1 pseudogene is annotated in these 356 nt (G+C 19.9%); it reads right to left on the bottom strand.

The features are described from left to right. Nucleotides 1-136 precede the first annotated feature (136 nt). A pseudogene (locus ACYQ44_RS10460) lies at nucleotides 137-356 on the bottom strand (IS21 family transposase); the annotation flags it as partial.

A 356-nucleotide genomic window follows, 5' to 3' on the forward strand; every position in this document is an offset into this window, starting at 1 on the left:
TGTATAATGCATCTATTACACTTTTTTCTCCTGTATTTATTAAATTTAAATATTTATCTAGATTGGTTTTTATATTTAGCAAATTTAATTCTGTAAGATTATTTTGTAGTTTTATATAATTATTCATATTCTCCTCCTACAAAAAATTGTCTAATTTTTTTAGGTTATTAGAACACATTTCATTTAATTCTTTTGTATCTTTTATATGTTTTGACATTAATGTTGTATAATGTTCTAATTTATAATTTATTTTTTTACCTGTTATTTTATGTACTGTTATCAATTCTGTGTTATAATATATATACAGATAATTTTCATTGATTTTTATCTGCACAGTTTTACCTATGTATTTAGGC

The sequence above is a fragment of the Marinitoga arctica genome (assembly GCF_054657315.1).